Annotated in this window: 24 protein-coding genes; 15 read left to right on the forward strand and 9 right to left on the reverse strand. The window is 68.6% G+C overall.

Going from position 1 to position 24,281, the window contains the following annotated elements; genetic code table 11:
* Positions 1-56 precede the first annotated feature (56 nt).
* The 7 genes from AC1D2H_RS16025 to AC1D2H_RS16055 all read left to right on the forward strand — a co-directional run bounded on the left by AC1D2H_RS16025 (position 57) and on the right by AC1D2H_RS16055 (position 8,433).
* Positions 57-377: a BON domain-containing protein gene (locus AC1D2H_RS16025; protein WP_477931149.1), complete on the forward strand. Its 321-nt coding sequence runs from the start codon at positions 57-59 to the stop codon at positions 375-377.
* 91 nt (positions 378-468) lie between these two features.
* The gene (locus AC1D2H_RS16030; protein WP_478011649.1) at positions 469-1,005 is read left to right on the forward strand and encodes a CoxG family protein; all 537 of its coding nucleotides are present in this window, start codon (positions 469-471) and stop codon (positions 1,003-1,005) included.
* Positions 1,006-1,143: 138 nt separating this feature from the next.
* The gene (locus AC1D2H_RS16035) at positions 1,144-2,238 is read left to right on the forward strand and encodes an acyltransferase family protein (protein ID WP_478011650.1); all 1,095 of its coding nucleotides are present in this window, start codon (positions 1,144-1,146) and stop codon (positions 2,236-2,238) included.
* Between the two features lie 170 nt (positions 2,239-2,408).
* Positions 2,409-4,394, forward strand: a complete 1,986-nt coding sequence (locus AC1D2H_RS16040) for a ferritin-like domain-containing protein (protein WP_478011651.1) — start codon at positions 2,409-2,411, stop codon at positions 4,392-4,394.
* Positions 4,384-7,179 carry a PAS domain S-box protein gene (locus AC1D2H_RS16045; protein ID WP_478011652.1) on the forward strand — a complete coding sequence of 932 codons (2,796 nt, stop codon included), beginning with the start codon at positions 4,384-4,386 and terminating at the stop codon, positions 7,177-7,179. Before AC1D2H_RS16040 ends, AC1D2H_RS16045 begins: the two co-directional genes overlap by 11 nt.
* Positions 7,180-7,406: 227 nt before the next feature.
* Positions 7,407-7,796 carry a DUF488 domain-containing protein gene (locus tag AC1D2H_RS16050; RefSeq protein ID WP_478011653.1) on the forward strand — a complete coding sequence of 130 codons (390 nt, stop codon included), beginning with the start codon at positions 7,407-7,409 and terminating at the stop codon, positions 7,794-7,796.
* Positions 7,797-7,863: 67 nt separating this feature from the next.
* Positions 7,864-8,433 carry a glutaredoxin family protein gene (locus AC1D2H_RS16055; RefSeq protein WP_478011654.1) on the forward strand — a complete coding sequence of 190 codons (570 nt, stop codon included), beginning with the start codon at positions 7,864-7,866 and terminating at the stop codon, positions 8,431-8,433.
* Between the two features lie 15 nt (positions 8,434-8,448).
* Here the strand turns inward: AC1D2H_RS16055 and AC1D2H_RS16060 are convergent, their stop codons facing one another.
* Entirely contained in the window at positions 8,449-9,141 is a 693-nt protein-coding gene (locus AC1D2H_RS16060) for a helix-turn-helix transcriptional regulator (protein WP_477931159.1), read from the reverse strand.
* Positions 9,142-9,216: 75 nt separating this feature from the next.
* Here AC1D2H_RS16060 and AC1D2H_RS16065 point away from each other — a divergent pair, with 75 nt between their 5' ends.
* On the forward strand, positions 9,217-9,429 hold the full coding sequence (locus tag AC1D2H_RS16065; RefSeq protein WP_477931161.1) for a hypothetical protein: 213 nt from the start codon (positions 9,217-9,219) through the stop codon (positions 9,427-9,429).
* Here AC1D2H_RS16065 and AC1D2H_RS16070 read toward each other — a convergent pair.
* A complete protein-coding gene (locus AC1D2H_RS16070; protein ID WP_477931163.1) occupies positions 9,375-9,770 on the reverse strand; it encodes a VOC family protein in 396 nt (131 codons plus the stop codon). The genes AC1D2H_RS16065 and AC1D2H_RS16070 overlap by 55 nt on opposite strands.
* 85 nt (positions 9,771-9,855) lie before the next feature.
* Here AC1D2H_RS16070 and AC1D2H_RS16075 point away from each other — a divergent pair, with 85 nt between their 5' ends.
* Complete coding sequence (locus tag AC1D2H_RS16075) at positions 9,856-10,434, forward strand: TMEM165/GDT1 family protein (protein ID WP_477931165.1); 579 nt, start codon at positions 9,856-9,858, stop codon at positions 10,432-10,434.
* Between the two features lie 68 nt (positions 10,435-10,502).
* A complete protein-coding gene (locus tag AC1D2H_RS16080) occupies positions 10,503-10,826 on the forward strand; it encodes a DUF805 domain-containing protein (protein WP_477931167.1) in 324 nt (107 codons plus the stop codon).
* Here the strand turns inward: AC1D2H_RS16080 and AC1D2H_RS16085 are convergent.
* On the reverse strand, positions 10,812-11,708 hold the full coding sequence (locus tag AC1D2H_RS16085; RefSeq protein ID WP_478011655.1) for a LysR family transcriptional regulator: 897 nt from the start codon (positions 11,706-11,708) through the stop codon (positions 10,812-10,814). The two genes, AC1D2H_RS16080 and AC1D2H_RS16085, sit on opposite strands and share 15 nt — an antisense overlap.
* Before the next feature lie 105 nt (positions 11,709-11,813).
* On the opposite strand from AC1D2H_RS16085, the gene AC1D2H_RS16090 reads away from it, so the two are divergent.
* Positions 11,814-12,665 (forward strand): oxidoreductase, encoded by an 852-nt coding sequence (locus tag AC1D2H_RS16090; RefSeq protein WP_478011656.1) that lies wholly within the window; start codon positions 11,814-11,816, stop codon positions 12,663-12,665.
* Positions 12,666-12,668: 3 nt separating this feature from the next.
* Here the strand turns inward: AC1D2H_RS16090 and AC1D2H_RS16095 are convergent, their stop codons facing one another.
* Both AC1D2H_RS16095 and glpK read right to left on the reverse strand, forming a co-directional pair.
* Positions 12,669-13,055 carry a hypothetical protein gene (locus tag AC1D2H_RS16095; RefSeq protein WP_478011657.1) on the reverse strand — a complete coding sequence of 129 codons (387 nt, stop codon included), beginning with the start codon at positions 13,053-13,055 and terminating at the stop codon, positions 12,669-12,671.
* 46 nt (positions 13,056-13,101) lie between these two features.
* Positions 13,102-14,568: a glycerol kinase GlpK gene (gene glpK / locus AC1D2H_RS16100; RefSeq protein WP_478011658.1), complete on the reverse strand. Its 1,467-nt coding sequence runs from the start codon at positions 14,566-14,568 to the stop codon at positions 13,102-13,104.
* A gap of 22 nt (positions 14,569-14,590) precedes the next feature.
* On the opposite strand from glpK, the gene glpD reads away from it, so the two are divergent.
* Positions 14,591-16,072, forward strand: a complete 1,482-nt coding sequence (gene glpD, locus AC1D2H_RS16105) for a glycerol-3-phosphate dehydrogenase (RefSeq protein WP_478011659.1) — start codon at positions 14,591-14,593, stop codon at positions 16,070-16,072.
* On the opposite strand, the gene AC1D2H_RS16110 is transcribed toward glpD, so the two are convergent.
* On the reverse strand, positions 16,056-16,727 hold the full coding sequence (locus tag AC1D2H_RS16110) for a hypothetical protein (RefSeq protein ID WP_477931179.1): 672 nt from the start codon (positions 16,725-16,727) through the stop codon (positions 16,056-16,058). The two genes, glpD and AC1D2H_RS16110, sit on opposite strands and share 17 nt — an antisense overlap.
* Before the next feature lie 54 nt (positions 16,728-16,781).
* On the opposite strand from AC1D2H_RS16110, the gene AC1D2H_RS16115 reads away from it, so the two are divergent.
* Positions 16,782-17,759, forward strand: coding sequence for a DMT family transporter (locus AC1D2H_RS16115; protein WP_478011738.1), 978 nt, complete (start codon positions 16,782-16,784; stop codon positions 17,757-17,759).
* Positions 17,760-18,182: 423 nt separating this feature from the next.
* Positions 18,183-18,728: a hypothetical protein gene (locus tag AC1D2H_RS16120; protein ID WP_478011660.1), complete on the forward strand. Its 546-nt coding sequence runs from the start codon at positions 18,183-18,185 to the stop codon at positions 18,726-18,728.
* Between the two features lie 73 nt (positions 18,729-18,801).
* Here the strand turns inward: AC1D2H_RS16120 and AC1D2H_RS16125 are convergent, their stop codons facing one another.
* Positions 18,802-21,633, reverse strand: a complete 2,832-nt coding sequence (locus tag AC1D2H_RS16125) for a carbohydrate-binding protein (RefSeq protein WP_478011661.1) — start codon at positions 21,631-21,633, stop codon at positions 18,802-18,804.
* 551 nt (positions 21,634-22,184) lie between these two features.
* On the opposite strand from AC1D2H_RS16125, the gene AC1D2H_RS16130 reads away from it, so the two are divergent.
* Positions 22,185-22,493 (forward strand): hypothetical protein, encoded by a 309-nt coding sequence (locus AC1D2H_RS16130; RefSeq protein ID WP_478011662.1) that lies wholly within the window; start codon positions 22,185-22,187, stop codon positions 22,491-22,493.
* Positions 22,494-22,635: 142 nt separating this feature from the next.
* Here AC1D2H_RS16130 and AC1D2H_RS16135 read toward each other — a convergent pair whose 3' ends face one another.
* Positions 22,636-23,400: a metallophosphoesterase gene (locus AC1D2H_RS16135; RefSeq protein ID WP_478011663.1), complete on the reverse strand. Its 765-nt coding sequence runs from the start codon at positions 23,398-23,400 to the stop codon at positions 22,636-22,638.
* Entirely contained in the window at positions 23,400-24,161 is a 762-nt protein-coding gene (locus AC1D2H_RS16140; protein ID WP_477931191.1) for a UPF0149 family protein, read from the reverse strand. The genes AC1D2H_RS16135 and AC1D2H_RS16140 overlap by 1 nt, the downstream gene beginning before the upstream one ends.
* Between the last annotated feature and the right edge of the window lie 120 nt (positions 24,162-24,281).

Raw genomic sequence — 24,281 nt, forward strand, 5'->3', positions numbered from 1 at the left:
TCGGTTTCAGCGGTGCGCATCGGGTGTTGCCGCTTCCGATGAAAGGAACCCCAGCCATGAAGATTTCCAAACTCGCTTCCCTCGTTGTCGTTGGCGCCCTCGTGGTGCCGCTGGCCAGCTTTGCGGACGACAAGCCCGCCGGCACGGCCAAGACCTGGGTCAAGGACTCGGTCGTGACCACCAAGATCAAGGCCCAGCTCGCCACCAGCAAGATCTCGTCGCTCGCCAAGGTGCACGTCGAGACCGATGCCAACGGCTGGGTCGAACTGACCGGCAAGGTCTCCACGCAGGCCGAGAAGGACCGCGCCGAGAGCATTGCCAAGGCGGTGGACGGCGTGAAGTCGGTTGACAACCAGCTGACCGTCACCGGCAAGTAAGCAGCCGCCCCCCCCCGGCCTCCCACGCACGGCCCGCCGACACCCCTCGGCGGGCCGTGTCTTTTTGCGCTCCGGGCGCCAGAATCGGCGCATGAACCTCGCCGGCCAGCAGCACCTGCCCGTCTCCCAGGCCCAGGCCTGGGCCGCGCTGAACGACACCACCCTGCTGCAGGCGGCCCTGCCCGGTTGCGAAGCCCTCACGCCAATGGGCGACAACGCCTTCGACTTGGCTGTGGCCGTGTCCGTCGGGCCGCTCAAGGCCAGGTTCAAGGGCAAGCTGCAGATGTCCGAGCTGGCCCCGCCGCAGAGCTACCGCCTCAGCTTCGAGGGCTCGGGCGGCGTGGCCGGCCACGGCAAGGGGCAGGCTCTCGTGCAGTTGCAGGCCCTCGCACCGCAAGAGACGCTGCTGAGCTATGACGTGACGGCCAGCGTGGGCGGCAAGCTCGCCCAGATCGGCTCGCGTCTTGTCGACGCCGCGTCCCAGAAACTGGCCGAGGATTTCTTCGCCCGCTTCCAGGCGGCGCTGGTCGAGCGGCACCCGCCCGCCGCGGCGGCAGCGGCACCCGCCGCCCCGCCATCGGGCCGCCTGCGACGGCTGCGCGCCTGGCTGCGCCGTGTCTTCGGCTGACGTGCAGTTGCAAATAACAAGGGCCGACTCGTGACGACCTGAAACGCCACCGGGATTTCCCCAGGAAGCTCCCGGTACAATTTCACATGTCCGAAACAACGGGCCTGCCACCGCGCAGGCCCGTTCTTTTTGCGCTCCATGTCCACGACTTCCCGCCGCCTGCCGCATATCGACGTCCTGAAGGCCCTCGCCGCTCAGGTCATCGTGCTGCATCACCTCGTCAGCTACGGTCCCATCGCCCGTGCCGCTCACGAGGCTTTGCCGTGGCTGGCCGGCGCCATGCACCAGTACGGCCGCATGGCGGTGCAGATCTTCCTCGTCGTCGGCGGCTACCTCAGCGCGCGCGGCCTGTCGCCGCAGGGCAAGGCCCTGCAGGCCGCCGTGCCCGAACTGCTGTGGCGGCGCTATCTGCGCCTGGTGCTGCCCTTTCTCGCGGCGCTGGCGCTGACGCTGGGCGCCTGCGGCCTGATCGCCTCGTCCTGGCCCGAACTGGTGCCGACCGACATCAGCCTGGGCCAGCTCTTCGCCCACGCGCTGCTGCTGCATGACGTGCTCGGCTACGAGGCCCTGACGGTGGGCGCCTGGTATGTGGCCATCGACCTGCAGCTGTTCGCGCTGCTCGTCGGCCTGCTGTGGCTGGCGCGGCGCGGCTGGCGGCACCCGAGCCGCCTCGTCGTCGGCCCGCTGCTGGTCGCCGGCGTCGCGCTGGCCTCGGCCTTTGTCTTCAACCGCCAACCCGTGCTGGACGCCTGGGCGCCGTATTTCTTCGCGGCCTATGGCCTGGGCGCGCTGGTGCACTGGCTGGGCCTGTGGCGCCACCGCCGCGCCGGCCTGATGCTGCTGGCCGTGGCCATGGCCGCCGCGCTGATGCTGGACTGGCGCGACCGCCTGGCGCTGGCCCTGCTGACGGCGCTGTGGCTGGCCTGGGCCGAGGCGCGCCACGCCGCAGGCCGGTCACTGCTGCCCGCCGCCTGCACCGCCGCGCTGGCGCGCGGCTCGACACAGTCCTATGCCCTGTTCCTGCTGCACTTCCCGGTGCTGCTGCTGACCAACGCGCTGATGGCCCATCTCAGCGATGCAACGCCGGCCATGGGCCTGCTGCTGTTGGCGGCCACCTGGCTGCTGGCCAACAGCCTGGCCGTGCCCTTCCACCGCTGGGTGGAAGCACCGGCCGCGCGCTTCGACCCGCTGGCCTGGCTTCAAACAGCCCCTCGCCCAGCCATGCCACGCTGAACGCGGGCAGGCCTGGTCGGTCCCCCGAGGGGACGACGATGCTTGCGGCATCGAGCCGCAAGCACATCGCCGACGCGGGCCGGCTAGGGAGCGGCCCGGCGCTCGGCCCGCACGCCGCGTGCTAATGTCGCGCGCGGCCAGCCCGAGCCAGCTCTTAGGACGCGCTTTTCATGACGACTCCCACCCAGGCCGCGGCGCCGAGTCGCGAGCAACTGCTGCATTGCCTCTACGAGGCCGCCGAGTTGGAGCACAACCTGATGTGCACCTATCTCTATGCGGCCTTCAGCCTCAAGCAGGGCGAGGCCGAGGGGCTGGGCGCCGCCGAAGCCGAGGCGGTCGAGCGCTGGCGGCGCGAGATCACCGCCGTCGCCGTCGAGGAGATGGGCCATCTCGTCGCGGTCTGGAACATCACGGCGGCCCTGGGCGGTGCGCCGCGCATCGGCCGCGGCAACTTCCCGCTGGACCCGGGCAATCTGCCGGCCCGCGTCGTCGTCAAGCTGGCGCCCTTCAACGACGCGACGTTGCAGCATTTCATCTTTCTGGAGCGCCCCGAGGGCAGTGCCGAGGAAGACGGCGAGGGCTTTGCCGCCGAGCGCCTGTTCGTCCGCGGCTCGACAGTGCCGCGCGTCACGCCCATGGCCTGCGACTACGAGACCGTAGGCCACTTCTACCTGCAGCTCAGCCAGGACCTGGCGGCTTTCGTCGCCCTGCACGGCGAGGGCAAGGCCTTCTGCGGCGACCGCTGGCTGCAGCTCGGCCCCAACGAGCTCAACCTCGGCGGCGCCCGCCATGTGCTGTGCAGCAAGACGGCGCTGGCGGCGTTTGACGCCATCGTGCGCCAGGGCGAGGGCGCGCCCAGCGACAGCGACACCTCCCACTACCACCGCTTCGCCGCCATCCGCGAGGAGTTGGCCGCACTGCGCAAGGCCAACCCGGGCTTCGAACCCGCCTGGCCGGCCGCCACCAACCCGGTGCTGCGCCGCCCGCCGCGGCCCGAGGGCCGGGTGTGGCTGGAGAACCCGGCCGCCGCCACCACGGTGGACATCGCCAACGCCAGCTACGGCCTGATGCTGCGCCTGCTGGCCCAGGCCTATCTGCTGCCCGGCCCCTCGGCCGAGAAGAGCCTGTGCATCGACCTCGGCCTGGGCCTGATGCGTGCCTTCACGCCGCTGGCCGAGCATGCCGCCCGCCTGCCTGCCGGCCCCAGCAACCCGGGCTGCCATGCCGGCGCCAGCTTCACGGCCCTGCGCGACGCCGCCGCACTGCCGCCGGGGCCCTCGGCGCGGCGTTTCTTCATCGAGCGCCTGGCCCAGTTGGCCGACGCCGGCGCCGCCCTGCACGCCGAGCTCGGCGCCGAGCGCACCGGCCGCGCCGCGCGACAGTTGCAAACCCTGCGCGAGCGCGCCGAGCGCGGCATGGACTTGAACGCCCCGGCACCAGCGCCGACCGCGCAAGCCGTGGCCGCACCGCCGCCACCGACGCCACCGGCGCCGCCCACCGAGGTCGTCGACGGCATCGAGGTCGTGCAGGGCGAGAAGCTGGAGCTGCGCTTCGAGGCCGGGCGCTGCATCCACGCGCGCTTCTGCGTGACCGGCGCGCCCAAGGTCTTTCTCGCCAATGTGCAGGGGCCCTGGCTGCACCCCGACGCGATGCCGGTCGAGCGCCTCGTCGACATCGCCCATGCCTGCCCGTCGGGCGCCATCCAGTACCGCCGCAAGGACGGCGAGAGCGACGAGGCCGCGCCGCCGGTCAACCTGCTGTCGGTGCGCGAGTCCGGGCCCTATGCCATCCGCGGCGCGCTGTCGCTGCGCGGCCAGTCCATCGGCACGCGCGCCACGCTGTGCCGCTGCGGCGCGAGCAAGAACAAGCCCTTCTGCGACGGCAGCCATCACGACATCCACTTCGCCGCCACCGGCGAGCCGGAGACCGGCATGCTGGGCCTGTCCACCGACATGCCGGCCGTGCGCGACGGCGCCATCACCATCGAGCCCGAGCCCAACGGCCCGCTGCAGCTGCGCGGCAACCTCGAGGTGCTGGCCGGCACCGGCCGCATGGTCTGCCGCGTGACGCAGGCGCGGCTGTGCCGCTGCGGCGGCAGCCAGACCAAGCCTTTCTGCGACGGCACGCACGCACGCAATGGTTTCAGTGCCGACTGACTCCCACGACACCCGCACCGCGCTGCAGCAGATGGCGGCGCGCACGCTGATCTGGATCGTCGGCGTCGTCGGCGGCGTGGCTGCGCTGATCGGCATCAGCGAGACCGCCCTCGGCCTGCGGGCGCTGTGGGGCAGCCAGCGCCTCGTCGTCGGCCTCGCCCTGCTGAGCGTCAGCGCCATCGGCTGGCTGCTGTGCCGCGCCGGCCGCGCCAAGCTGGCAACAACCATCGTCCTCGGCGGCACGCTGCTCGCGCTGGTGGCCCACGCGGCCCATATCGGCCTGGGCGTGCACACCGTCATCCTGGCCGCCGGCGCCCTCGTCATCGCGCTGGGCGGTGGCGTGGCCGGCAATGCGGCCGCGGCGGTGCTGGCCGTGCTCTACCTCGCCGCCATCGGCGTGCTCGCCACGATGGAAGCCCAGGGCCTGCTGATGGGCATGAGCTCACCCAGGCAGCCGCAGCTGGTGGACCGCCTCGTTGCGCACTTCCTCATTGCCATCAGCGGCCTGGCCTCGGCCCTGCTGCTCAACCGCATCCTCGGCGCCGCGCTGGCGCGCGCCATCAGCGAGGAGGCCCGCCTGGCCCGCCTCGTGCAGGCCGCGCACAACTGGGCCTGGGAAGCCGATGCCAATTTCCGCGTGACCATGCTCTCCGACGAGTTCGAAACGCTGTCAGGCCACCAGCGCGAGGCCTTCCTGCGCATGGGCGAACCCGGCGGCGTCGTGCTGGTGCGCGACGCCGACTACCCCGGCCTGCTCGAGGACATTCGCGCCAAGCGCGCCTACCGCGACCGCATCAACGCCTTTCGCACGCCCGACGGCCGCATCCTGTGGGCGCTGACCTCGGGCGAACCGGTCTTCGACGCCGACGGCGAGCACATCGGCTGGCGCGGCGTCAGCCACAACATCACCGGCGAGCGCCTGGCGCTGCAGCAGCACCAGCGCACGGCCAATATGCTGGATCGCGTGCTGCGCGCCAGCCCCGACGCCATCTGCGTGGCCCATATGGAGGACGGCCGCATCCGCTTCGCCAACTCGGGCTTCTGCGCGCTGGTGGGCCTCAGCCGCGACCAGCTGATGGGCCACTCGGGCCGCGAGCTCGGCCTGTGGCCCGACAGCAGCGAACCCAAGCGCCTCGCCGCCGAGCTGGCCGCCTCGGGCATGGTGCGGGACTTCCGCTCGGCCCTGCTCGTGCACGGCGAATGGCGCGACGTGCTCGTGTCGGCCGCGACGCTGGACTGGGAGGGCGAGCCGGCGACCATGCTGATCGCCCGCGACATCACCGAGCGCGAGCGCGCCCGCATCGAGGCCGACGCCATCCTCGACCATGCCAGCGTCGGCATCGCGCTGACCCGCGGCGAAAGCTTCGCGCGCGTCAATCGCCACTGGCAGGAAATCTTCGGCGGCGCGCAGCCGCAGCTGGCGGCCGGGACGCCCAGCCTGCCCGCGGCCCACGAGATCGCCAGCTCGGCGCTGGCCTTCGAGCGCGACTGCCTGCGCCCCGATGGCCGCCGCATCACCGTGCAGTTCAACGCCCGCGGCCTGCCGGCGACGCTGGCCGGGCGCGCCGACAACCGCGCCGGGCAGGCGACCCTGTGGGTGGCCGAGGACGTGACGACCCGCCGCCAGCAGGAGGGTGAGCTGCGCGCCGCCAAGCAGCAGGCCGAAGCCGCCAGCCATGCCAAGAGCGCCTTCCTCGCGACGATGAGCCACGAGATCCGCACGCCGCTGAACGGCGTGCTGGGCCTGGCGCGCCTGCTGCAGCAGGGCACGCCCGACGACGCCCACCGCGACAAATACCTGGCCCACCTCGTCGGCGCCGCCGAGGCACTCAACGAGATCGTCTCCAACGTGCTGGACCTGTCCAAGATCGAGGCGGGTCATCTCGAGCTGGAGAAGATCGAGTTCGACCTGCACGCCCTGGCCCAGGCCAGCTTCGAGGGCTGCGCATCCCTGGGCCGGGAGCGCGGCCTGGACATGCAGATCGAGCTCGCGCCCGGCCTGCCCCGCCTGGTCATGGGCGACCCGCTGCGGGTGCGCCAGATCATGGCCAACTTCCTCGTCAACGCGCTGAAGTTCACCGAACGCGGCCACATCCGCCTGAAGCTGTCGGCCGCCGGGCAGGACCGCGTGCGCATCGTCGTCGCGGACAGCGGCATCGGCGTGCCGGCCGACCTGCAGGGCCGCCTCTTCCGCCCCTTCGCCCAGGCCGACGATTCGACGACGCGGCGCTTTGGCGGCACCGGCCTGGGCCTGTCCATCTGCCGCGAGCTGGCCACGCGCATGGAAGGCCGCGTCGGCGTGCAGAGCGACGGCGCCACCGGCTCCAACTTCTGGGCCGAGCTGGCGCTGCCCACGGCCCTGACCATCGACGACACGGCGGCCCGCAAGCGCATCCCGCTGCCGCCACGCTACCCGCTGGCCGGCCAGCGCCTGCTCGTCGCCGAGGACAACCCGRTCAACCGCCTCATCATCGCGGCCCTGCTGCAGCGCCTGGGTGCCGAGGTCGTCGAGGCCGAGGACGGCGAAGAGGCGGTGCGCATCGCGCGCGAGCAGGCCGAGCGCCTGGACGGCGTGCTGATGGACCTGCACATGCCCAAGGTCGACGGCCTGAAGGCGACCGAACTGCTGCGCGCCGACCCCGCCACGGCCCACCTGCCCATCCACGCCTTCACGGCCGCCGTGCTGGACCAGGAGCGCGAGAAGGCCCTGGCCGCCGGCATGAACGGCTTCATCACCAAGCCGGTCGCCGAAGACGAGGTCATCCGCGTTCTGGGCAGAAAATGAGGCCCCTCGTCCAAGGCGTACCTTGGCCGGCCTTGCAGGCCGCGCAGCCGACAGAGCGGCTGCTCTTCGGCAGGCACGGCAAGTCCACAGGACTTGCCGTGTCCGGCCTCAGCCCCCGCGGGGACGGCGACGCTCGCCGGATCGACCGGCGAGCACATCGCCCAAGGCGGGCCGGCTAGGGAGCGGCCCGGCGCTCGGCCCGCAAAACCCCGACTGAGGAGATTGCCATGCCCATCCGCATCGTCAGGCTCGGCAGCCCGCGCGCTGAAGGCGAGGGCACGCGCATCGGCACCGTGCGCCGCCCGCCGCGCGGCGTGCCCAAGGCCGAGTTCGCCTCGCGCGACTTCTACGACGTCTGGTTTCCCAATCTCGCGCCCAGCGTCGAGACGATGAAACTGGGCCAGGCCGTGGAGAGCGCGGCCGACTGGACCGCCTTCACGAAGAAGTACCGCGCCGAGATGGCCGAGCCCGAGGCCCAGCATGCGCTGAGCCTGCTGGCCACGCTGTCGGCGCAGACGAACTTCTCGGTCGGTTGCTATTGCGAGGATGAGGCGCGCTGCCATCGCTCTGTTCTGCGTCAGTTGCTGGCCGACAAGGGGGCGACGGTGAAAGATTGAAGAAGGGGTGGGCTGGAGCGCTGACACAGAATGCGCCCCGTTCGGATCTCAGAGGGAGGACAACAACATGGCAAACACCATTTGCCCCAAGTGCCAGCATGTGCGGCCTGCGGATGCCGCCGTACCCGCCTGGCAATGCCCGGCCTGCGGCGTCGCGTACGCCAAGGCCAATGCCGCAGCCATGCCGAGCGCCACGCCAGCCCTGCGCGGCGCCGGCCGCCCAAGCCAGGACCGCCAAGGCCTGCCCTGGCGCGTCATCCTTACGGTGCTGGCCATCGTCGTCGGCATCTATGCCGGCCATCAGGCCCACCTGGACAAATCGTGGGGCTCATCGAACGCCGAATCCGGCATGGACGAGACCGCCGTGCGCCGTCTGGCCGCGTCGGTGCGTGCCGAACAAGTCGTCATGTACTCGACGACTGAATGCGGCTATTGCACACAGGCCAGGTCCTGGCTCAACGGCTACGGCTTCGCGTTCACCGAGTGCAATATGAGCTTGGACAGCCGCTGCGTCGACGAATTCCACGCCTTGAAGGGTGAAGGCACGCCCTACCTCGTCGTGCGCGGTCCGCGCGGCGAGCACCACATGAAGGAAGGCTTCGACAGCGACGAGTTCCTGTCGGCCTTGCGCAGTTGACCGGCTGACCGGCCCTCACGCCCCACCGCTCTCCTGCGCCTCGCGCTTGCGGTTCATGTCGGCCAGCGTCTTGCCGGGCTCGTCGCGGAAGGTGTCGAGCGCCTCCAGCGTCTCGACACGGTCGACGCGGAAGCTGCGGAAGTCGTTGCGCAGTTCGCACCAGGCGGACAGCGTCCACACCGGGCCCCAGAACAAACAGGCCAGCGGCCGCACGATGCGCTCGCTTTTGACGCCACCCAGGTCGAGGTAACCGACCTTGAGCTTGCGCCTTGACTCGGTGGCTTCGCGCATGGCCGTCAGATGAGCGCTGGTCTGCGGGTCCAGCGCAGGCAGTGGCGCGTAGAGCGCCAGGCTCTCGGCAGCGGCGCGGGCATCCAGCGGCAGCACGGCAAGGATCTTGGAGAGCGCGTTCTCGGCCTGGCGAGCTAACGCCGCATCCAGGCGTGACTCGGCCATGCGCACCGTCGCGACCAGGGCCTGGGCTTCCTGCTTGCTGAACATCAGCGGCGGCAGGTCAAAACCCGCCCGCATGCGGTAGCCGACACCGGCCTCGCCCTCGATGGGCACGCCCTGCTGGCCCAGGGCCGCGATGTCGCGGTAGACGGTGCGCATCGACACCTCGAGGCGACTCGCGAGGTAGTCGGCCGTCGTGAGACGGCGGCCGCGGATGAGCTGGACGATCTGGAAAAGGCGGTCGGCGCGGCGCATAACCGGTCATTGTGCGGGACCGGGCATGCCCCTTGCAGAAGACACGTGTCACCGACAACGACGTCGAACCTCATCATGGCCATCTTTATTGCCTCCTTCCAGGCGCGTGCCACCCACGCAGCCGAACTGGCCACGCTGGGCGCCATCAGTGCCCCGCTGGCCTCACTGGCCCAGGACCAGCTCTTCACGGCGCGCGCCGCGCCGGGGCGCAGCCGCCCCGTCAAGGGGAAGAATCAACCCATGGCCGTGCAGAGTTCGACCAGCGTGCCGTCCGGGCAGCGCACATAGGCCACCGTCTGGCCCCAGGGCTTGGTGACAGGCGCGGCCAGGGCGCGCGCGCCGGCAGCCACCGCCTTGTCGTAGGCGGCCTGCACATCGGTCACCGTGAAGCCGATCTCCATGCCCAGCGGCTGTGGGCTGGCGTCGGCAGCCACATAGTCATGCTGCACGCTGTCGCGGGCGGTCGCATGGTCGACAAAGGCCAGCTTGGCGCCGGCCGCGCCGGTCTCCACCTCGCCGTAGGCGCCGCTCTCATGCAGAAAGCGCTTTTTCAGGCCGAAGGCCTTGTCGAAGAAGGCCAGGGAGGCGGCGACGTCCGGCACGTAGACGAGGGTGTAGGCGAAGTTCATGAAGGTCTCCTGAAGTGCAATGCCCGCATGCTGCGCCGGGTTGGCTGTCAGCGCATGTCAGGAGCGCCGGAGAAAATCCCTCCCGATGCAAGCCTTCCTCATCGCCACCGGCCTGGTGGCCCTCGCCGAGATCGGCGACAAGACCCAGCTCCTCGCCTTCATGCTCGCGGCGCGCTTCCGCCGGCCGTGGCCCATCGTGCTGGGCATCTTTGTCGCGACCGTCTTCAACCACGCCGCCGCCGGTGCGCTGGGCAGCTGGCTGACCGGCCTCATCAGCCCGTTGGCATTGCGCTGGATCCTCGGCCTGTCCTTCCTCGCCATGGCGGGCTGGATGCTGATCCCCGACAAGCTCGACGAAGACGACGCCCCCAAGCCCGGCCACGGTGTCTTCGTGACGACCGTCATCGCCTTCTTTCTCGCCGAGATGGGCGACAAGACGCAGATCGCCACCGTGGCGCTGGCGGCGCGCTTTCCGGCCGACTTCATCGGCGTGGTGGCCGGCACGACGGCGGGCATGATGGTCGCGAACGTGCCCGCCGTGCTGGTCGGCGGCAAGCTGGCGCAGAAGCTGCCGGTCAAGCTGGTGCACACCGTGGCCGCCGTCATCTTTGCGCTGCTGGGCCTCGCGACGCTGGCCGGCCTGGGCGAGAGCCTGGGTTTCTGAGGGTGGGGGAAGGCCAGCCGGTGCCCTAGCATGCCGGCGACTCAACACCACCTCGGGGAGAGGCCGTCATGACCTTCCAGGATTCGATCAAAGTCTGCTTCAACAAATACGTCGACTTCTCGGGCCGCGCCAGCCGCTCGGAGTACTGGTGGTTCGTGCTGTTCGTCTTCCTCGGCAACGTGGTGCTGAGCATCGTCAGCCACTGGCTGGCCATCATCTTCGTGCTCGGCACCCTGCTGCCCCAACTGGCCGCCGCCTCGCGCCGCCTGCACGACACCGGCCGCAGCGGCTGGTGGCAGCTGATCGGCCTCATCCCCCTCATCGGCTGGATCGTGCTGATCGTCTTCCTGGCCCAGGAAAGCGGCGAAGCGAGCGAATCAACCGCCGCCTGAGCGGGCAGCATCGATGAAGGCGCGCAGCTTGGGCGCCAGCGCCGCGCGCCGCGGGAAATAGAGGAAGAGGCCGGGCTCCTCGAAGGCCGACTCGGGCAGCAGCTGCACCAACCGGCCGCCGCGCAATTCCTCGCGCACCAGCGGCTCGAAGATGTAGGCGATGCCGACACCGGCCAGGGCCAGGTCGCGCGCGAAGCTGGCATCGGTGACGACGGCACTGCCCGTCGTGCGCACGGCCACCGTGTCGCCGGCCTCGCGCAGCTCCCAGTCGTAGAGGCTGCCGGCGGCCAGCAGCCGGAAACCGATGCAGTTGTGCGCCGCCAGCTCGGCCACACGGGCCGGCGCGCCGCGGCGAGCGAGGTAGTCCGGCGAGGCCACGAGGATGGCCTTGAACGGCGGCGTCAGGCGCACGCTGACCATGTCCTGCTGCACCTGCTCGCCCAGGCGGATGCCGGCGTCAAAGCCCAGGGCGACGATGTCGACGAGGGCGTCGTTGTCATGCACCTCCACGGTCAGCCGCGGGTGCTCAACAGCCAGCCGCGCCAGCAGGGCCGGCAGCACCATCTGTGAGGCCACACGCGAGGAATTGAGCTTCAGCACGCCGCCCACTTCGCCGCGCGCCGCGCTCAACCCTTCAACGGCGGCGCCGATGTCCTCCAGCGCCGGCCCGACGCTGGCAAGAAAGCGCTGGCCCGCTTCGGTCAGAGAGACGCTGCGCGTCGTGCGCGCGAACAGCGGCTCACCCAGGCTGTCCTCCACCACCCGCACCGCGTGGCTGACGGCTGAGGCGCTCAGGCCCAGCGCCTGGGCGGCCGCCGCAAAGCCGCGCTTCTCGGCCACGGCAACGACGATGGGCAGATGGGCCAGCAGTTCGCGGTTCATTCATGAACCATATCGCATGACCCATGCGATTCGAACGCCTTTATCCGATCACATCGTTTCAAGACACTGGACTCCGTCGCAACCCACCACCCCACGGAGCCCRCCATGACCGCAGCCACCAACACCCGCCCCACCTGGTTCATCACCGGCGCCTCGTCCGGCTTCGGCCTGTCCTTCGCCAAATACGCATTGGCCCAGGGCTACAACGTCGTCGCCACGGCCCGCCAGCCGGCCCGCCTCGCCGCCCTGGCCGACAGCGCGCCGGACCGCGTCCTCGTGCTGCCGCTGGACGTGACCGCCGCCGGCGACGCCGAGCGCGCCACGGCCGCCGCCCTGGCCCATTTCGGCCGCATCGACGTGCTGATCAACAACGCCGGTTACGGCATCGTCGGCGCCTTCGAGGAGACGCCCGACGCCGAGCTGCGTGCGCAGATGGAAACCAACTTCTTCGGCGCCGTCGCCGTGACCCGCGCCGTGCTGCCGGCCATGCGCGAACAGCGCAGCGGCGCCATCGTCAACCTGTCCAGCATGGGCGGCCAGATGTCCTTCGGCGGCTTCGGCGCCTACTCGGCCTCCAAGTTCGCGCTGGAAGGCCTGTCCGAAGCTCTGGCCCAGGAAGTCGCGCCCTTCGGCATCAAGGTCCTCATCGTCGAGCCCGGCGCCTTCCGCACCGGCTTTGCCGGCGCCGACGTGCTGCGCCAGATGCCGGTGCTCGCGGCCTACGACGAGATCGTTGGCGGCACGCGCAGCTTTGCCAAGGGCATGGATGGGACGCAGGCGGGAGACCCGGACAAGGCGGCAGCAGCCATCGATGCGGCGCTGAAGGCCGAGGTCACGCCGCTGCGATTGCAGCTGGGTGCGGATGCGATTGACGCGGTGCGGGCGCACAGCGAGCAGTTGCTGAAGGATCTGAAGGCTTGGGAGGAGGTGGGGCAGGCGACGGCGGTGGATGCTTGAGCGTCATTGAGCCTCAGTGATGAGCACACGGCGGGCCAGCACGCTCACCGTCACATCGTGCCCTCGAACTAGGAAATGCCGGATATCGGAGACGGCGGGAAGCAGTTTGGTTCCAAACTGCTGAACGTAGTCATCGAGAGCCTCTTCTCTCCAGCGGCTCGGATGGATCAGGCAGACCGGCTGGCTCTGAGCAGCGCGGCCGTCATTCGGATCACCGATCCGAATGGATGCGACGCCGGTGAACTCAATCTTGAGTCGCACTGTTTTCCTGACAAAGCCTACGTCACCGTGCAAAAGCACGGTGAATCCGCCACTTTCTGAGCCCCGGTACTCAATGTTCGAGCCCGAAGCGCAGAACGCGACTTGATCGAGGCCGAATGTCTTTCTCATAACGTCGTATTCGGTTGTGGTTCGCAGCAAATCGACCAGGCAAGAATCATCCTGCCAACACCTGCCTCACCGCCCTGTCCCACTCCGCCAGCCTTGCACCCGCCTCATCACGCGACATGCGCGGCTCAAAGGCGCGGTCCAGTTGCCAGATGGCGCCGATCTGTTCCGTGGACTCGTAGACACCCGTCCCCAGCCCGGCCAACAGCGCCGCACCGAGTGCCGTCGTCTCGATGACCTTGGGGCGCAGTACCGGAATGCCGAGCAAATCAGCCTGGAACTGCATCAACAAGTCGTTGGCACTCGCGCCGCCGTCGACGCGCAACTCAGTCAGCCGATCCGCGGCATCCACGTCGGCATTCATCGCCGTCAGCACCGCCGCGCTCTGGAAGGCAATGCTCTCCAGCGCCGCGCGAGCGATATGCGCCTGCGTCGTGCCGCGAGTCAGGCCCAGCAGCGCACCACGCGCATCCGGCCGCCAGTAGGGTGCGCCCAGTCCCGCAAAGGCGGGCACGAACATGACGCCACCGGCATCCGCCACGCTGCTGGCCAGCGCCTGCACCTCGCCGCTGCCGCCGATGGCCTTCAAGCCGTCGCGCAACCACTGCACGACGGCGCCGCCGACAAAGACGCTGCCTTCGAGCGCGTACTGCGCGGCGGCGTCCACCTGGGCGGCGCGCGTCGTGATGAGGCCTTGCGTGGACGTGCGCGCCTGGGTGCCGGTGTGCATCAGCAGGAAGCAGCCGGTGCCATAGGTGTTCTTGGCCTGGCCGGGCTGCAGCGCCGCCTGGCCAAACAGGGCCGCCTGCTGATCGCCCGCAATGCCGGCGATGGGGACACCGAACTCGACGGCCTGGCCGAACACGCCGGCCGAGGGCCTCACCTCGGGCAGCAGGCTGCGCGGGATGTCGAAGGCCGCCAATAACTCGTCGCTCCAGTCGCCGCGGTGGATGTCGTAGATCAGCGTGCGCGAGGCATTGCTGGCGTCGGTGGCGTGGACCTTGCCGTCGGTCAATTTCCACAGCAGCCAGCTGTCGATGGTGCCGAAGGCCAGCTCGCCACGGACCGCGCGTTCGCGTGCGCCGGGTACGTTGTCGAGCAGCCAGCGCAGCTTGGTGGCCGAGAAATACGGGTCCAGCACCAGGCCGGTCAGCTCGCGCACGCGCGGCTCCAGGCCCTGGCCCTTCAACTGCTCGCAGAAGGCCGCCGTGCGCCGATCCTGCCAGACCAGGGCCTTGTGCAGGGGCACACCCGTCTTGCGGTCCCACAGCACGACGGTCTCGCGCTGGTTGGTGATGCCGATGGCCGCGACCTTCACAGCGGCCTTGGCCACAGCCTCGCGAGCGCATTCGACCTGGTGGGTCCAGATCTCCTCGGCGTCGTGCTCCACCCAGCCGGGCTGGGGGAAATGCTGGGGCAGTTCGCGCTGGGCCGAAGCCAGCAGGCGGCCGTCACGGCCGAAAACTAGAGCGCGCGAACTAGAGGTTCCCTGGTCCAAAGCCAGCAAGGCATACATGGCTGTCATTTAGAGTGTCCGTATGGGCGATTTTGACGTCGTGGTGGTGGGGGGCGGCATCAACGGCACGGGCCTGGCCCGCKACTTGGCCGGGCGCGGCTGGCGCGTGCTGCTGGCGGAGCGTGACGATCTGGCCTCGCACACCTCGTCGGCCTCGACCAAGCTTGTGCATGGCGGCCTGCGCTACCTGGAGACCTATGAGTTCTCGCTGGTGCGCAAGGCCCTGCAGGAACGCGAAGTGCTGCTGAAGAGCGCGCCTCATCTGATCCAGCCACTGCGCTTTGTTTTGCCGCATGCGCCGCATCTGCGTCCGGCCTGGATGATCCGCATCGGCCTCTTCCTCTACGACCACCTGGCGCGCCGCGAGCTGCTGCCGGGCTCGCACGGGCTGCGCCTGGCGGGCAGCGTCTACGGCGCAGCGCTCAAGCCCGAATTCACACGCGGCTTTGTCTACTCCGACGGCTGGGTGGACGACGCCCGCCTCGTCGTGCTGAACGCGCAGGACGCCCAAGCCCGCGGCGCCGAGGTGCTGACGCGCTGCGCCGTGACCCGGGCGGTGCGCGGCAAGGACGGCTGGCAAGTCACGCTGCAAAACGGCCGCCAGCTGCGTGCGCGGGCCCTCGTCAACGCGGCCGGCCCCTGGGCCGAGCGCTTCCTGCGCGACCACACGCAAGGCGCCAGCGGCCAGCCGCTGCCGGCGCGCGGCCTGCGCCTGGTCAAGGGCAGCCACATCGTCGTCAATCAGCGCTTCACGCACGACCACGCCTACATCTTCCAGAACGCGGATGGCCGCATCATCTTCTCCATCCCCTACCAGGACCGCTTCACGCTGATCGGCACGACCGACGTCGAGCTGCCCGAGCACGAGGACCCGCCCTCACGCGCGACCATCGCCGAGGATGAAGTGGCCTACCTCTGCGAGCAGGCCAGCCGCTACCTGGCCCAGCCGGTGCAGCCGGCCGATGTGCTGTGGACCTATGCCGGCGTGCGACCGCTGCTGGACGAAGGCGGCTCGGCGTCGGCCGTCACGCGCGACTATCTGCTGGAGGCCGACGCAGACGGCGGCGCGCCGCTGCTGAACGTGTGGGGCGGCAAGCTGACGACCTATCGCAAGCTGGCCGAGGACGGTGCGACCCAGCTCGGTGAGTTGCTCGGCGATGCACGCAAGCCCTGGACGGCGGGCACGACCCTGCCCGGTGGCGACCTCGGCGCGCATGGCGTCGACATCGAGGCCTTTGCCGCCGAGCTGCAGGCCGCGCATCCGAGCCGAGCGGGCGTGCGACGCATCGCCCGCGCCTACGGCCAGCAGGCCCGTGAGCTGCTGGCGGCCTCGACCGGCGCCGAGATCGCGCCGGGCCTGTTCGAGTCCGAACTGCGCTATCTGGTGGAACACGAATGGGCGACCAGCGCCGAGGACGTGCTGTGGCGGCGCAGCAAGCTGGGCCTGCACTACACGCCCGAGCAGCGCGAGGCCGTGGCGGACTGGTTCAGAACGCGAGCTTGAAGCCGGCTGTCTTCAGCCGCGCGCGCGGACCACTGAACTGGCGGCCATAGGACGCATCGACAAAGACACGATCGGGCAGCAGGGCCACACGCAGCGCCGCATTGGCCCAGGGCCGACCGCGGTCGTCGCCAAAAACCTCGGCCATCGGTTGCCAGCGCCCGCCCTCGCCAAAGCCGCCATGCTCGACGGCCAGGGCCCAGGTCGTGCTGCGCCGGCCCTGCATCTCGTCGCGTTGGTGGCCGAGGTTGGCGTGCAGGGTCAGGTCGCGCGTCAGCGGCAGGCTGCCGACGAGGATGACCCCGGCGCTGCTGCGCCGCCACACGGTCTCGACGTGACGGTGCGACAGGCTCCACGCCAGCGTGAGCTGGGCGTCGCCGTCGGGCCAGGCGGTGCTGGCCAGCATCGTCTTGCCATTCAGCGCCAGCTCGCGCGGGCGGATGACGTTCAGCGCGACCTCGGTGCCCCAGCCGATGCCGCAGCCGAACTGCAGGCCGGTCTGGCGCTGGCCGGCGCCGTCCAGGCGCCAGTCGCCATGGGCGCCTTCGAGTTCGCAGGCCCGCGGGTCCATGACGGCGGCGTCCTCGGCCTGCAGCGGCCGGCCGGCCTGGGCCGTGCAGGCGACGAGGGCGAGGCTGAAGACGAAGGCGGGACGCATGGGGAAAGAGCCTAGCGCCCTGCCGTGACGAAGGCATGGGTGATGATGCCGGCCATGCTGTTTGGTTTGTTGTTCGCCCTCGCTGCCGGGCTGATGTGGGGGCTGGTGTTTGTCGCGCCCGTGATGTTGCCGGGCTATGCGCCCGCCTTGCTGACGGTGGGCCGTTACCTGGCCTTCGGCCTGATCGCCCTGCCGCTGGCCCTGGCCCTGGACCGGCGCGCGCTGCGCGAACTGCTGCCGGGCGATTGGTGGGAGGCCGCCAAGCTCAGCCTGATCGGCAACTTCCTGTACTACCTCTGCCTGTCGGCCGCCATCCAACGGGCCGGCGCACCGCTGCCGACCATGATCATCGGCACGTTGCCGGTCGTCATCGCCATCTGCGCCAACCACCGCAACCGCGTGCGTGATGGCCATCTGCCATGGGCCAAGCTGGCACCTTCGCTCCTGCTGATCGCCGCGGGCCTGGCCTGCGTGAACCGCGACGAGCTGGCCGTGCTGCAGGCCGAGGCCGGCGACCCGCGCCGGTATGCCGAAGGCGCCTTGCTGGCCATCGCCGCGGTGGCCTGCTGGACCTGGTATCCGATTCGCAATGCCGACTGGCTGCGCGCGCACAGCGACCGCAGTCCTCGGGCCTGGGCGACGGCCCAGGGCCTGGTCACGCTGCCGATGGCCGCCATCGGCGTGCTGCTGCTCGCGCTCGTGCACCTGATGGCGCCGGACACGCTGATCCCGGCCGGCTATGTCTTCCCATTCGGTGACAGGCCTCTGGCCTTCATCGGCCTGATGGCAGCCATCGGCCTGTGCTCGTCATGGCTGGGCACGCTGTGCTGGAACGAAGCCAGCCAGCGGCTGCCGACCTCGTTGTCGGGCCAACTCATCGTCTTCGAGACGCTGGCGGCGCTGGCCTATGCCTTCGCGTGGAACCAGCGCATGCCGCCGCCGGCGACCTTGGCGGGCGTGCTGCTGTTGATCGCCGGCGTGGTCTGGGCCCTGCGCATCAAGCCGACCCACAGCTCTCCCAACGCCTGCTGAGCCCGCACCGTTTTTTGAGCTCCATATCCCGTTATTGGCGACTCGTCAGCACCTATCTGCCTCAAAACATTATTCGATACATTGGCGGCCCTTGCTTTAGGGGTAACAATGAAAAAGGGTTTTTCGCTGTTTTTACTTGTGCTTGCGCTGATTCCGCATATCGCACGGCTCAGACCATGCCGTGCGTAGAAATCGTTGAGGGAATACTGGCCACCCTGATGCAAACAACGTAGCCGTCTTGGCTCGAAATTTGGCGTTCGCTGCAATTAGCGGGCTGGGCGACAATCCGGATGATCCCCCAATTATTTCCGCTGGCCATCGCGCAGCAGTCACGTGCCAAACGAAACCACCCACGACTCCTCCCAAGAGTTCAAACGGAAGCGGCGGAAGTGTCAATGTCGGCCCGGTAATCAAGATCAAGTGATGAAAAGTCGCGCAGTCATAAAAAGCAAGCCATTTCTTGCCATCGGGCTTGCAACTTTTTCATGCTTACTTTTCCAATGGGCAGACCTCCACGGCGGCGTGCTGTTCACTCCAGCAGTCCATAGTTTGCTCAGGGGCGCGGTCTTGTGCGTTCTTGCGATTGTTCTTTGGACGCTTTTTAACCGACTGGACCTCTTTCCGCCCTGGTTCAAGCCGCTCAGGCTCGCCGCGGTGATTTTCTTGTTCATTGGCGTTTTCCTCTACGCCGCCCTATTGCTTTTTCAGCGTGGCCTGTCCGAGCAGACTCATTCAACCGGAAATGAAACCGCGGAGTTCGTGGCCATTGAAAGAGGAAGCTTCGGAAGCACCTGGACCGATATCGTGGAGCGGCGGCGTATTGCCCTTGTCTTCGTGAAGGAGCGCCCATTAGTTCAATACAACCAGGAAAAGGTGCTGGGATTGGACGCCACGGCACCCAAGGTCTTGCGAGTCCGCTTGGTGGCCGCCGGAGGTGGTGAGCGTGTCGAGGAATTGCGGCTGGACTGAAGGCCGTGCCTTGCCGGCGCAAGCTGGGGCATGGCGCCCGTGAAGGCGCCATGCCTGCAAAGTCGGCTGGAGCTCAGAACCCGCTGTTGCCGGTTCCGCGGTTCAGCACAAAGCCGCCCGTGTTGCTCAACCCACCCTGGGCCGCACCGCTGACCGTCACGTTCTGGAAGCTCGCATTGCCCCCCGACTTGATGTGGATGCCGTAGGTGCCCGCGCCCGAGATCGTCACGCCGTCGAACACGGCGTTCTGCAGCTGGTTGGGCCCACTGATGTAGATGCCCGAGTAGGTGCTGTCCTGGATGATGAGGTCCTTGATGACGACCGGCGACGTGATGCTCGACGTGTCGGCGAACAGGAAGAGCGCGCCGAACTGGTCGTTCCAGTTGGGCTCGAAGCCACCCGTTCGCACCAGCGTGTTGCCGGTGATGCGCGTGGTGCCGCTGAAGGGCACCGGGCTGAAGCGCGAGCTGACCGTGATGCCGGACGAGCCGACCACCGTATCGGTGATGACGTTGTACTCGGCCCGGTTGCCATTGCCGCCGTAGATGCCGATGCCATTGGCCAGCACCGGCGACTGCACCGTGTTGCGCACGAAGGCGCTGTTGGTCACCGCCGCACCTTCCGAGAACATCGCCAGCGCGTCGTCACCGGTGTTGCGCACGACGCTCTGATCCATCACCACGTTCTGCACATTGGCGTGGATGTTGACGCCGTCCGCAAACACATTGCGGATGCGCAGGCCGCTGGCATAGAGGCCGTTGGTGCCCGAGTCGATCCACATGCCGACCTTGGTGTGCTCGAACCACAGGTTCTGGAACTGCGAGCCAGTGCCGAAGTTGCCCTCCAGCGGCGCGTCCGTCATCACCTGGCCGTCGGGGTCGCGCAGCGTGACCTTGCCCAGCATCAGGAAGTCCGCCAGCTTGACGTTGCTGCCGGTGCCGTAGAGGCCGCCGTGGCCATCGTTGCCCAGCTCCACCGTCGAGTACCAGGGCCCGGCGCCGCGCATCGTGACGCCAGAAATGTTGATGCGCGAGCTGAGCTTGAAGCTACCGGCCGGAATCCACACGACGCCGCCCGAGGGCTGCGCCGCGGCGATGGCCTGCTGGAAGGCCGAGGTCGCGTCCGCGCCACCGGACACCGCGCCATAGCTGGTGATGGAGAAGGCACCGGCCGGCATGGCATAGGCGGCCGGGACGACCTCGGTCTCGATGAAGTCGATGTCGTAGTACGCCGCGGTGTTGCCGCTGTCCTTCTGCAGCTTGAACACGGTGCCGGCCGGGTAGCTGGCCAGCGGCACATGGATCTCGTCRTAGAAGTGGCGCGGCGTGCCATCCGACGGCACGCCGCGGAAGGGGTAGCCACCGTAGACCCAGGCATAGGTCGAGGTCAGGTTGAGGTCCTGCACCTTGGTCCCGTTGGCGTAGAGCGCCAGCGTGGCCGACTGGCCGCCGCCGCCCGAGGCATCGGGGATGGAATAGCGCAGCACCAGGGAGTTGGTCGGCTGGGCCGTCGTGAAGCTGACCTGGTGGCCGGTGTTGGCCAGGCGCACCAGACTGCGGCCGCTGGACTCGGACTGCACCGTGAAGGGCGTGCGGCTGGCGGTCAGCACGGTGGCGTTGGTGGAGGCCGTCTCGGCTTCGTACAGCGTCGTGCGCACGGTGGCGCCGCGCGTGGCCGCGGTCAACTCGCCGGGCACGCTCAGGCTGTCGATACCCACATCCGCGCCGGCCGATGCGGCCGCCAAGCCGACGGTGTTGTGGCCGGTGCGCAGCGTCAGCGCCAGGTTCATCGTGGCCCAGCCGCTGCCGGCCGGGATGCTGACGGTGCCGACCTTGGCCGCGTTGACGATGACGTCCAGCACGCGCGCGGCACCGCTGGTGTTGCGATAGCGCAGGCTGGCGGTGGCGCTGCCGTCGCCACTCATGAAGACGGTGCGGATGGCCCGCGCACCATTGCTGGAGAAGCCCGCGACATAGCCGCTGCCGTTGTAGCCGGAGGCTGAGGTCGACACCGCGGCGCCGCCGGACATGAACCAGGTCTCGGCCTCGGCCGGCGTCACCGCCGGATTGCCCGTGCCGCCACCGGTCACGGCCGTGACGGTGAGCGCGTCGAGATTGACGTTGCCGCTGTCGGCCGATCCGAACTTGTAGGCCACCGTGTGCGCGCCGGCGCTGAGCGTGACGGTGGAAGTCTGCGTGGCCCAGGAATCCCAGTTGGTCGTGGCGGGCAGCGTCATCTGGCCGGCGGAGGCGCCGTCGACGAACAGCGTCAGCGTCCTGGCCGCGCTGGTGCCGTTGGCGTAGCGCAGCGCCAGCTCGTGGCTGCTGGCGGTGGCCGCCGTCACGCTGAAGGCCACCTGGGCATTGCCCTTGTTGCCATCGGTGAAGCCGCCGACAAAGCCGCTGCCCTGATAGCCGGTGTGGTCGGTCGCGACGGTGGCGCCGCCACTCAGGGTGGCGTCCTCGGCCTGCGGGCCACCGGTGCCGGTGACGACGGCATCGACGTCCAGCTTGTCCAGGTTGACGTTGCCGCTGTCGGCGCTGGTGAACTTGTAGGCGATGGCGTGGTTGCCGGCGGTCAGCGCGACGGTGGTCGTCTGCACCAGCCAGTCGTCCCAATTGGCGGTGGCGCCCAGGCTGACCTGGCCCTTGGACACGCCGTCGACATAGAGCGTCAGGCTCCTGGCCGAGCCGGTGCCGTTGGCATAGCGCAGCTTGAGCGTGTAGTTGCCGGTGGCCGCCGCGTTGACGGTGAAGCTCGTCTGCGCGTTGCCCTTGTTGCCGTCGACGTAGCCGCCGACAAAGCCGCTGCCGGTGTAGCCCGTGTGGTCGGTGGCTGTGCTTGTGCCCCCGCTCAGCGAGGCGCTTTCGGCCTGGAAGGTGGCCGCGTGGAGGGTGGTTGCCATGGCCAGGAAAGGCAGGCAGGAAATCAGTCGGCGAAGCGCCGGGGTCGTGTGCATTGGTTTGTCTCCGTAGTAGTCGTCACGAGACCCGTCTGGTGCGGGCCGAAAACGACTCTAGGGACGACGGCAGCGCCAATCACGATGCCCCGGCAGGGCGCAAGGACTGAAGCTTCAAAACCTTGGGAAGGCTTCAGGCTGGCTTCAGATTCGCCATAGACCCGACGGGCACCACCGGGGCCGACCCGCGGCGGCGGGACGTTTGGTAACGCGACCCGGGGACATTCACCGATGCGGCCACAGCGGGCCGCGATGCAAACCTCGGCCCACCAAGAGAAACGGCGGGTAGGACAACCAGCGACGCCGCCGGATGTCGGCAATGCAGCGGGGAGCGGTCGCTACGCGATAGCATCGCGTCCAGACGCGCACCCAGGCGCCTTCGTTTATCTATATCACTGGCTCTTGTGTCCTCGAAGAAGAGATTTTGGTCATTGCTTGCGGCCTTGATATTCATTGGGTGCGCTTGTGTGGGGTACTGGCCCGCGACGCCAGCTTTCGTGGCAGTCCTGATCGCGCTCCTATTGCTGCTGCCCCTGACGCTCGTGGTTGCCCTCGATGTCGTGAGGTCTCATAAGTCAGAACCGGCGACGTTCGGCGCGAGCTTTTTGCGCGTAGTGCTATCGCTGCCGCTCACGCTCCTGGCGTTGCTTGCGCTCGCGGTTGGTATCGCCTTTGCTGCCTTCCTCATTGCAAGCTGGCCTCTCGAATCGCCACGCGCAGTTATTGGCGGCCTCATTGCTGGGGCGCTGTTCCTGGGCTTTGGCATCAAGCTGTTGCGAGTGCTTTGGTCACGAAAGCATCAGTAGAGACTGCCGTAGCGGTTCAGTGGGTGCAATGGCACGGTGTTGACCGCTTCCAGCCTGAAGCAGCAGTTGGGTTAGGCCGACTGCCCCTGCTCTCCGCACCCGGCTAGCGCGCTGAGAACTCAACTACTCAGCCCGTTGAACCTCAAGCTTGGAAGACCTCGAACACCCTTTGCCCATCGAAGCCATCGGCCTCGCCGCGCTTGCTGTGACCACGAGCGTTGCTGATGACGCGCGTCTCGCCCACACGGTAGTTGTGCCGGCAGTGCAGATGGCCGTGGATCCACAGGTTGGCGCCCGGCAGCAGGTCTTCGTCGTCGTTGCAGAAGCTGGCCGTGCCGGGCTGGCGGCCATAGCGCGGGTCGGCGCTCTTCAGGCTCGGGGCGAAGTGGGTGATGGCGACGGTGGCGTCCCAGTCGCCGCTGCGCTGCAGCTCGTCGGCCAACCAGGCGCGCTGCTCCAGCGCCAGCACGCGAACGGCGTCGACACCGAAGGGCTCGCCATGGCGAGTGGACTGCATGACGTTCTGGAAGTAGCCGCCCGCCCGCATCGCGCGATCACGGCCCGAGGGGCCGAAGGCATCGAAGTCGCACCAGCGCGTGCAGCCGACAAAGCGCACGCGCCGGCCTTGGGCATCGGTCATGACGACGGACTCGTCGTCGAGCATGCGCAGTCCCACGCTCTTCACATGGGCGCGCAGCGCCTCGCGCGCCTCGTCCACGTCACGGCGGTCGTACTCGTGATTGCCGGGCACGAAGAGCACCGGCACCGGCCAGCCGCGAAACAGCTCGAAGCTGCGCCAGGTCGTGTCGATATCGCCGGCGAGGATCAGCAGCTCGGCGCCCGGCGCGGGCACCGGCTGGTAGGACTCCGTTTCGAGATGCAGGTCCGACAGGAGCTGCAAGCGCATCAATTGCTACCGTGACAGACCTTGTACTTGCGGCCCGACCCGCACGGGCAAGGGTCATTGCGCCCCACCTTGGGCGTGTCGCGCTTGATGGTCTCGACGCGGTAGCGCTCGGTCTCGGTCAGGTCGGCCAGATCGGCCACCGTGACGACGAGTTCCTCGATCGCGTCGTCGAGATCCTTCAGCGGATGCTCGCGGTTCAGCGTCGCGACGACTTCCTTTTCCTCGGCCGTCTCGGCCGGCAGATGGCGGTACAGGCGTGCCATCGCCGCGCTGACGTCTTCGTTGGGCATGTCGGCCAGCTCGGGGAAGCACAGGGCCGCATGCTGGAAGCCGGCGACCCAGGGCATCAGCGCGCGCGAGATCGGGCCCAGCTCGTCATAGCTGGCGCGGGCCGAGCGCTCTTCCTCGGTGGCGTCCTCGGGCAGCGGGTCGGGCTCCTGGTCCTCTTCGACCTCGAGGATGACGGGATCGAACCAGCCGTCCTCGACGAGGCCGCGGTTCAGCGCGGCGTGGCGGCGCTCGACGAGCTGGGTCAGCTTGTCCAGCCAGCCGGCATCGACCGTCTCGGGCAGCAGGCCGCCGTCGTAGTCAAAGATATTGGGCAGCCATTCGTCGGCCTCGATCAGGCGGGGCTGCACGATGACGCCGCAGAGGTAGCCATCCAGCATGGAGGCGTCCAGCGGCTGCAGCGGCTCGGGGGTGGCGGCGAGGAGTTCGTCGAGTTCGGCGAACTCGGCGTCGGTGAGGTCTTGGGTGCTCATGGGCGCGGATTGTCGGGGTTTGCCCCCTTCGGGCAAGCCGTTGCGCCGAAAACGTTCAACCCCCTAGAACCGCAATCGATGTCATCGATGTCAACGATCGGCCACATTGGTAAAAACCCA

The organism is Roseateles sp. P1_C1_2, from assembly GCF_056406535.1.

Bases quoted from the DNA above. Each gene is read 5' to 3' on its own strand.
- AC1D2H_RS16025 (WP_477931149.1), top strand. From the start codon at position 57: ATGAAGATTTCCAAACTCGCTTCCCTCGTTGTCGTTGGCGCCCTCGTG.
- AC1D2H_RS16030 (WP_478011649.1), top strand. From the start codon at position 469: ATGAACCTCGCCGGCCAGCAGCACCTGCCCGTCTCCCAGGCCCAGGCC.
- AC1D2H_RS16035 (WP_478011650.1), top strand. From the start codon at position 1,144: ATGTCCACGACTTCCCGCCGCCTGCCGCATATCGACGTCCTGAAGGCC.
- AC1D2H_RS16040 (WP_478011651.1), top strand. From the start codon at position 2,409: ATGACGACTCCCACCCAGGCCGCGGCGCCGAGTCGCGAGCAACTGCTG.
- AC1D2H_RS16050 (WP_478011653.1), top strand. From the start codon at position 7,407: ATGCCCATCCGCATCGTCAGGCTCGGCAGCCCGCGCGCTGAAGGCGAG.
- AC1D2H_RS16055 (WP_478011654.1), top strand. From the start codon at position 7,864: ATGGCAAACACCATTTGCCCCAAGTGCCAGCATGTGCGGCCTGCGGAT.
- AC1D2H_RS16060 (WP_477931159.1), bottom strand. From the start codon at position 9,141: ATGCGCCGCGCCGACCGCCTTTTCCAGATCGTCCAGCTCATCCGCGGC.
- AC1D2H_RS16065 (WP_477931161.1), top strand. From the start codon at position 9,217: ATGGCCATCTTTATTGCCTCCTTCCAGGCGCGTGCCACCCACGCAGCC.
- AC1D2H_RS16070 (WP_477931163.1), bottom strand. From the start codon at position 9,770: ATGAACTTCGCCTACACCCTCGTCTACGTGCCGGACGTCGCCGCCTCC.
- AC1D2H_RS16075 (WP_477931165.1), top strand. From the start codon at position 9,856: ATGCAAGCCTTCCTCATCGCCACCGGCCTGGTGGCCCTCGCCGAGATC.
- AC1D2H_RS16080 (WP_477931167.1), top strand. From the start codon at position 10,503: ATGACCTTCCAGGATTCGATCAAAGTCTGCTTCAACAAATACGTCGAC.
- AC1D2H_RS16085 (WP_478011655.1), bottom strand. From the start codon at position 11,708: ATGAACCGCGAACTGCTGGCCCATCTGCCCATCGTCGTTGCCGTGGCC.
- AC1D2H_RS16090 (WP_478011656.1), top strand. From the start codon at position 11,814: ATGACCGCAGCCACCAACACCCGCCCCACCTGGTTCATCACCGGCGCC.
- AC1D2H_RS16095 (WP_478011657.1), bottom strand. From the start codon at position 13,055: ATGAGAAAGACATTCGGCCTCGATCAAGTCGCGTTCTGCGCTTCGGGC.
- glpK (WP_478011658.1), bottom strand. From the start codon at position 14,568: ATGTATGCCTTGCTGGCTTTGGACCAGGGAACCTCTAGTTCGCGCGCT.
- AC1D2H_RS16110 (WP_477931179.1), bottom strand. From the start codon at position 16,727: ATGCGTCCCGCCTTCGTCTTCAGCCTCGCCCTCGTCGCCTGCACGGCC.
- AC1D2H_RS16115 (WP_478011738.1), top strand. From the start codon at position 16,782: ATGCTGTTTGGTTTGTTGTTCGCCCTCGCTGCCGGGCTGATGTGGGGG.
- AC1D2H_RS16120 (WP_478011660.1), top strand. From the start codon at position 18,183: ATGAAAAGTCGCGCAGTCATAAAAAGCAAGCCATTTCTTGCCATCGGG.
- AC1D2H_RS16135 (WP_478011663.1), bottom strand. From the start codon at position 23,400: ATGCGCTTGCAGCTCCTGTCGGACCTGCATCTCGAAACGGAGTCCTAC.
- AC1D2H_RS16140 (WP_477931191.1), bottom strand. From the start codon at position 24,161: ATGAGCACCCAAGACCTCACCGACGCCGAGTTCGCCGAACTCGACGAA.